The organism is Microbacterium sp. (genome assembly GCF_047972865.1).
Classification (GTDB): domain Bacteria; phylum Actinomycetota; class Actinomycetes; order Actinomycetales; family Microbacteriaceae; genus Microbacterium.
Genome location: NZ_JBKEAY010000203.1, coordinates 1 through 6,627, shown reverse-complemented (window position 1 = coordinate 6,627; position 6,627 = coordinate 1). Strand labels below are relative to the sequence as shown.

At 71.1% G+C, this 6,627-nt stretch carries 7 protein-coding genes and 1 pseudogene; 3 read left to right on the top strand and 5 right to left on the bottom strand.

What is annotated here, in order from left to right:
* From ACK5KK_RS12300 to ACK5KK_RS12290, 3 genes and pseudogenes are all read right to left on the bottom strand, one after another.
* Positions 1-133 (bottom strand): annotated as a pseudogene (locus ACK5KK_RS12300) (RNA polymerase subunit sigma-24); the annotation flags it as partial.
* The gene (locus ACK5KK_RS12295) at positions 130-531 is read right to left on the bottom strand and encodes an RNA polymerase sigma factor (protein ID WP_416890374.1); all 402 of its coding nucleotides are present in this window, start codon (positions 529-531) and stop codon (positions 130-132) included. The pseudogene ACK5KK_RS12300 and the gene ACK5KK_RS12295, both read right to left, overlap by 4 nt.
* Positions 528-1,193 carry a hypothetical protein gene (locus ACK5KK_RS12290; protein ID WP_416890373.1) on the bottom strand — a complete coding sequence of 222 codons (666 nt, stop codon included), beginning with the start codon at positions 1,191-1,193 and terminating at the stop codon, positions 528-530. Before ACK5KK_RS12290 ends, ACK5KK_RS12295 begins: the two co-directional genes overlap by 4 nt.
* A gap of 73 nt (positions 1,194-1,266) precedes the next feature.
* Here ACK5KK_RS12290 and ACK5KK_RS12285 point away from each other — a divergent pair, with 73 nt between their 5' ends.
* On the top strand, positions 1,267-1,710 hold the full coding sequence (locus tag ACK5KK_RS12285; protein WP_416890372.1) for an SRPBCC family protein: 444 nt from the start codon (positions 1,267-1,269) through the stop codon (positions 1,708-1,710).
* Positions 1,711-1,714: 4 nt separating this feature from the next.
* Here the strand turns inward: ACK5KK_RS12285 and ACK5KK_RS12280 are convergent, their stop codons facing one another.
* On the bottom strand, positions 1,715-2,179 hold the full coding sequence (locus ACK5KK_RS12280) for a hypothetical protein (RefSeq protein ID WP_416890371.1): 465 nt from the start codon (positions 2,177-2,179) through the stop codon (positions 1,715-1,717).
* A gap of 40 nt (positions 2,180-2,219) precedes the next feature.
* Positions 2,220-2,639, bottom strand: a complete 420-nt coding sequence (locus tag ACK5KK_RS12275) for a hypothetical protein (protein ID WP_416890370.1) — start codon at positions 2,637-2,639, stop codon at positions 2,220-2,222.
* A 177-nt stretch (positions 2,640-2,816) separates the two neighbouring features.
* Between ACK5KK_RS12275 and mobF the strand changes: the two genes are divergently transcribed.
* Positions 2,817-6,260 (top strand): MobF family relaxase, encoded by a 3,444-nt coding sequence (mobF, locus tag ACK5KK_RS12270; protein ID WP_416890369.1) that lies wholly within the window; start codon positions 2,817-2,819, stop codon positions 6,258-6,260.
* Positions 6,261-6,382: 122 nt separating this feature from the next.
* On the top strand, positions 6,383-6,627 hold a 245-nt coding region (locus tag ACK5KK_RS12265), incomplete at its 3' end, for a hypothetical protein (protein ID WP_416890368.1).

Here is a 6,627-nt window from a genome sequence, read left to right as displayed (position 1 = left end):
CGGCCTGCGGAGCTGGACTCGGTGAGGCGGTCGTCGTCACTGAAAGGCTGTCGCGCAGCTCGGCGCGGGCACGCTGGTAGCGCGCCCGCGCTGTCGAGGATGAGACACCGATGACCTCGGCGGCTTCGGTCACGGTGAGCCCGTCCCAGTGGATGAGGCGGACGACCTCTGCCGCACTGGGGTGAGGTTGTCGATCGCGTCTCGCACTTCGATGCCGTCGTCCGAGGGCGGCGACACCCGCTCTGCACCGGCGAGGACACCTCGCACTCGATCCGCAAGTGCGTGCCGGCGACGCGATCCGCGTTGATAGTTCAGGTAGGTGTTGTGCGCGACGGTGAACAGCCACCGCCTGGCGCCCTCGTCGTCGGCGGGAAGGTCACCCACGCGCCGCCAGGCCGTCAGTCCGGTCTCGGCGAGCAGGTCGGCGGCGTCCTCGGGTTCGGTCACGCGGCGGCGGAAGTAGCGCAGCAGGTCGGGCGACTCCCGGCGCAGTGCTTCGGTCAGTCGCTGTGCTTGCGGATCGGGGGTCACTGCATGACCCCACCGCAGACGCTCTCCGTGCCGTAGGCGATGCCGGCCAGTCCGCGCGCGACCACTTCGTCGTTGATGACCTCGGACACTGCGTACTCGACTGCCGCCGCGTACAGCCCGTCGGCATCCATGACCGCTCCGGGCTGCACGGCCTGTGAGGTCAGCCCGCCGTCGTCGTCCAGGTGGGCGGCGAAGAACTTCACCTCGCCCGCCTCGAACGCAGCCAACGCCCCGTCGACATCGGCAACCGCGAGCACGTCCGTCGCCGCCAACCATCCGGCGAGCCCCGCATCCAGGTTCGAGCTGTCGATGGGCGCGGTCGTCGGGCTGGTCGATCTTAGCCCGTAGCGGACCTCGCACTGCTCACCCGAGGGCAGGGTGAACTCGTAGGCCAGGTCCGGGGTCTCGGCCCACCATGACCACAGACCCGTGGCGGCAGCCGCGCTCATGCCCGCGCCGGCCAGTACCGCGCTGAGCGCGATCCCGGCCGCCACCCGGCGACCACGTCCGAGCCGGGCGAGGCGGCCGCGGGGCTGGTCGGCCAGGTCCGCAAGCATGACCTCGACGGCGGCGTCGAGGTCGTCCGGTTCGGCCAGCGCCGTCCGGGAGCGATCCAGCAGCGCGTCGAGCGTGTCGTGTTCGGGTGAAGTCGGGTTCTCCATCAGTGCTTCCTCTCGGCCAGGCTCTCACTGATGGACATGTCCTCCACGACCCGATTGCGCCAGAATCGGTTTCATGGCCGCAACGTTCATGCTCGTCACCGAGTGCCCGACGGACGCCGCCACGATCTTCGACCTCTCGCTGGACATCGACGCTCACGTGGACTCGATGAGCCAGTCACGCGAGCGCGCGATCGCGGGGGTGATGTCGGGGCGGATCGGGATCGGCCAGACCGTGACCTGGCGTGCCCGGCACTTCGGCATCTGGTTCACCATGACCTCGAAGATCAGTACCCTCGATCGCCCTCGCCGTTTCATCGACGAGCAGGTGAACGGGCCGTTCAAGACCTTCGCCCACGAGCACGCCTTCGAGGACGCGTCAGGCGGCTACCGGATGATCGACACGCTCACCGTCGCATCCCCGATCTTCGGAGCCCTCGCCGAACGCCTCGTTCTCGTCCCCTACCTGCGGCGTCTCATCCAGAAAAGGAGCGCCGCGCTGATCCGCAACGTCGGCTGAACTCTCAGGACTGTGCCGACAGGGGTTGCACGCGCCGTTCCGAGACGAGGAGCGCCACCACCGCCAGCGCCGCCGCGACGACCGCGAGCACTGCGAACGCTCCCGCGTCAAGCATCGCACCGGGCCGGGTGGCGAAGAACCACAGCACCAGGCCAGCACCGGCCGCACTGCCGAGTGCGACCGCGACGACTCGGACGACGCGAGCGTGCCAGCGCCGAGTCACCAGGACGAGCACCAGAGCGGCGACCGACCAGGACGCGGCCGCCACGATGAGGCCGGCGGTCGCGCCCACGATGGCCGCGACCGCAGCGACGTTTGCCGCGCCCGTCCACGAGTCCAGATCGGGCCGGGCGGCAGGTGTGGCCCGCAGCGAGACGAAGACCGAGACGAACACGGTCACGGCCCCGAGCGTCGCGCCCACGGCCAGAGCGATGCCGAACACAGCCGCCGCGCACCTGGACTGTCTCATACCAGCAGACTAGCCCCGGCCCCTCGCTGGCGGGCCGCGCTCACGGTTGCACGGTGACGGTGGACTCGCCGGGTTCGCCACATTGCTCGCTACCGCCGACACGCACCCACTCCGCCGTGACCTCCGTATCGGAGAGCACGGTGCCGTCGCCGGCGAGCGTGCGCACCGTGAACTGCTCCAGCCGGTTCATGCCGACCGAGAACGTCCACGAATCCCCGTCCTGATCTTCGACTGAGACGAACCCGAGCAGCCCCGTCATGTCCACGTCCTCAGCCGGGGCGCAGCCGTCATCGGTGCAGAGCTGCACCTGATCGACGGCCGAGGTGTCACCGTCGAGCTGGACGACGACGGTGTTGGACCAGCCGATCGCCGGGCACGCGAACGGGACGCATCCGGTCAAGCCGATCGCGGTCACCAGCCCGGCCACGGCCACGATCCCTGCCCGCCGTCTCCCCGTCATCCTCACCTCACCCGCACCATCCGATCCCGTCTCTCCCTCTCGACCCTACGACCCCAACACTCCGTCCCTCTCGCTCCAGGACCGCCCTCTCAACCTCACAGGATTCTCCAGCCCAACAGGGATGCACGGATGGTACCGTAGGTAATTGCAAGAATCTTAGGTGAGAGTGAGGCGGCTATGAAGGGCGGCGTGATCCCGTTCCGGGGCACCGGCGCGGCCGCGCTGCACTATCTGGAGTCCGACCGCTCCCGCGCCGACGACTACTACCTGGAGGGAGGCACGGCGATCGCGGAGTTCGCCGTGGTCGACGGCAACGGTTCCGTGATCGGCGAGGGCGTGCTGAACCCGGACGAGTACGCGGCCTGGGTGAACTGGATCAACCCGCTCACCGGCGAGTCGATGGGCAAGCCCCGGCAGGCGGGCGAGGGCAGGCGGGGCAGCCCGCGATTCCTGGAGATGGTCGTGAACGCGCCGAAGTCCCTGTCGATCGCGGTCGCCCTGCACCCCGAGGTGTCGGCGGCGCTGGACGTGGCGCAGCAGGACGCGGTGGCCGAGATCCGGCGCTGGCTCGGAGAGCACAGCGTCACGCGGATCGGCCCGCGCGGGAAGCAGGAGGTGGTTCCGGTGCAGCAGCTCGAAACCGTCTCGGTCGTGCATCACACCTCGCGGGCCGGTGACCCGCACCGGCACATCCACTTCCAGATCGGCGCCCGCGTGTGGGCGGCCGGGGCGTGGCGGGGGCTGGACACGGCGGCGCTGTTCCGGCAGCAGGGCGCGATCCGCGCCCTCGGCACCGCCGTCATCGCCGCGCACCCGCACCTCGCCCAAGTGCTCGACGCGCACGGGCTGACGCTGGACCCGGTGACGGGGGAGGTTGCGGAGTTAGAGCCCTACAACGCGCTCATGTCGAAGCGGTCGGCGCAGGTGCAGCGCAACCTCGACCGCTTCCGCGCAGAGTGGGAGGCAGCGCATCCGGGGCAGGAGCCCGGCCCGGTCGTGCGTGGCCGGTTGGAGGCGATGGCATGGGATCACGAGCGGCCGGCCAAGAAGCCGACCACCCTCAAGGACGAGGCCGCCTGGCGCACTGAGCTCGACGCGGCCGGCTACACGCCGGACCCGCCGAGGGTGCGCCGGAGCGCGCCGGTGGCACTGGACGACCTGAGCGTGCAACAGGTCGCATCGCGCGCACTCGACCGCTGTGCCGCCGTCGCATCGACCTGGACGGTGCACACCGTCCAGGAGCACGTCACCCGCATCATCACCGAGTCCGGCGTGCGCGCAACCCCCGACGCGCTGCGCGACATGGTTGCGATCACGACCCGCCTCGCGGCTGAGGATTGCCTGTCGGTGCTGCCGCCCGACAGTGTGCGGCCCGAGCACGTCGCGCACCTCACGACGTTGCATGTCGTCGCGGTCGAGACGAACTTGCGCGACCGGCTGACCGCCCGCGCAACGGCCCGCACCGGCCAAGAGCCGGACGTGATGCGACTGGCGCACGATCCCGGCCTGGACCCGGAGCAGGCGCAGGCCGCCGCCGCGGTCGCCGGGACCGAGCTGCTCGTGGTCGTGGAGGGTGCGGCCGGCGCGGGGAAGACCACGATGCTCGGCGCGGCCATCGAAACCGCCGCAGGCCAGGGACGGCGCACGCGAGTCGTGACGCCGACGAAGAAGGCCGCCGATGTCGCAGCCAAGGAACTCGGCGTGGCGGCGGACAGCGTTGCGAAGCTCGTCCACGAGCACGGCTGGCGCTGGAACCGTGACGGCGTGTGGACCCGTCTCGCGGTGGGTGACACCGACCCGGAGATGGGAGCGACCTACACCGGCCCGACCTCGGCCGCGCGGCTGGCTCGCGGTGAGCGGATCGTGGTTGATGAGGCGGGGATGCTGGATCAGGACACGGCGCTGGCGCTGCTGACCGTGGCGGACGAGCACGGCGCGACCCTCGCCCTCGTCGGGGACCGGGCGCAGCTCCCCGCGGTCGGGAGGGGCGGTGTGCTCGACATCGCCGCGCAGCTCACCCCGCGCGTGTTCGACATGACGACCGTGCATCGCTTCACCGATCCCGAGTACGCGGCGCTGACGGTGCAGATGCGCCGCGGGGAGCATCCGGCGCTGCTGTTCGACCGGCTGCAGGCGCTCGGCCTCGTGGTGCTACACGAGAGTACCGAGACCGTGCAGGAGGCGATCGCCCGCGACAGCCGCGACGGGGACGCGATCACGACCGCGACCAACGACGAGGCGCGCGAGCTGAACGCGCGCATCCGGGAGACGCGCGTGCGCTCCGGCCTGATCGACGACGGCCGCACGACCACCGGCAGCGATGGACTGAGCATCGGTCCCGGTGACGTGATCCAGACGAGGCAGAACGACTCGGATGTGCAGGTGGCGAACCGTCAGACCTGGACCGTACAAGCGGTCGGGCAGGACGGGGCGGTGTGGGCGAAGGAGAACAGCACCGGCCGGAAGCGGCAGCGCAGCGTCAGGCTCCCGGCCGAGTACGTCGCCGAGCACACCCACCTCGCCTACGCCTCGACCGCCTACGGGGTGCAGGGCGCGACCGTGCCCGCTTCGCACACGGTCCTGTCTGGCGCGCTCGACGCCTCGGGTGTCTATGTCGGCATGACCCGCGGCCAGGAGACGAACCGGCTGCACGTCGTCGCGGCTGACGTGGACGAGGCGCGGGAGCAGTTCGTGGCCGCGCTTGACCGCGATCGCGCCGACCGGGGCCTGGTTGCCGCGACCGAGGCAGCGCGCGAGGCCGTCGCCGGACTTGCAGCCGATGGGCCGGTGCGCCTGGTGAACGCGGAGCGCGCTCGCCTGACGGAGCGGATCGAGCGCGCAGAGCGCCAGGCAGAGAAGTGGGAGCAGGTCTTGACCGCGCTCGACCGACAGCGCAAGACGCACTGGGCCGAGGCCGACGAGCAGCAGGAGGCCGTCGCTGCCGCGGACGCCCGAGCCGCCGAAGTCCGCGCCGAGGTCGCGGCCCCGCTGATCGAGCAGGCCACCGCGGAGGGAGCCGTCTACCTCACGACGCGGGGGCGGATGTGGGAGGCGCAGACAGCGCACGGTCAGGCCGGGCGACTGCGGAAGCGCGCCACCGGCCGCGCGGCGGCCGAGGCCGCAGGCGAGCACCGCACGACGGAGGACGCGGTGCGGCGACGCTGGGGCGGCCTGCCGACCGGAGCGGGCGGCCTGAAGTCGTGGGCCGAGATGGTCGCCGGGAAGCAGGCCGACGCCGACCCCCGCGTGACCGAGACGCGGCAGGAGGCGGAGCGGGCCCACCGCGAGCAGGGCCGCCTGGTCGACCGGCAGATGCGCGAGTCGATCGCGCTGAGCCAGCGCGCCCTCGGAGGCTCCACCCCGAGCCGTGTCATCGCCCACGCCGCGAAGCTCAGGAAGCAGGCCGACCGCGACCGCCGCGACCTCGCACGGATCGAGGCTCTGCCCGTCACCGAGGCCGCGCAGCTCGGCCGCGAACTCACCGCCCGCGCGGAAGTCGCGCGGGAAGCCGCCGAGCGCGCCCGCGCTGCGCGTGTTGCGCGCGCCGCTCAGCTCGAACCGTTCCGACCCTCGACCGGCCACGGCAGGACGGGACCGGAGCGCGGCGGGCTCGGGATGTAGTCCGGCGACGCGACCGCTCAGCGGCTCCCCTCGGTCGGCTGGCGTCGATGGCCCTGTGACACGATGGATCAATGACCCAGGCCCGTGTGAGTGTTGTTCGCGCGCGGTCGCACCCCTAATGGGTGGTCATCGCCGCCGTGCTCGTCTGGTTCGGTCTGTGGTACTTGACGCCGGGCCTGCTAAGCAACGGTGTGGGGCATCTGTTCACGGACGATCTGGCGACCTCCGTCCTGATCGAGACGGTGCTTGCGGCGGTGCTCGCCGTCGTGCTCGTGCTGACGCACCGGGGCTACAACCGTGTCCTGTTCGCCCGGTCCTGGTCGATCTGGCTCTACGCCCTCCCGGTCTTGCTGGCGATCACGGTGCC

Bases quoted from the DNA above. Each gene is read 5' to 3' on its own strand.
- ACK5KK_RS12290 (WP_416890373.1), bottom strand. From the start codon at position 1,193: ATGGAGAACCCGACTTCACCCGAACACGACACGCTCGACGCGCTGCTG.
- ACK5KK_RS12285 (WP_416890372.1), top strand. From the start codon at position 1,267: ATGGCCGCAACGTTCATGCTCGTCACCGAGTGCCCGACGGACGCCGCC.
- ACK5KK_RS12280 (WP_416890371.1), bottom strand. From the start codon at position 2,179: ATGAGACAGTCCAGGTGCGCGGCGGCTGTGTTCGGCATCGCTCTGGCC.
- ACK5KK_RS12275 (WP_416890370.1), bottom strand. From the start codon at position 2,639: ATGACGGGGAGACGGCGGGCAGGGATCGTGGCCGTGGCCGGGCTGGTG.
- mobF (WP_416890369.1), top strand. From the start codon at position 2,817: ATGAAGGGCGGCGTGATCCCGTTCCGGGGCACCGGCGCGGCCGCGCTG.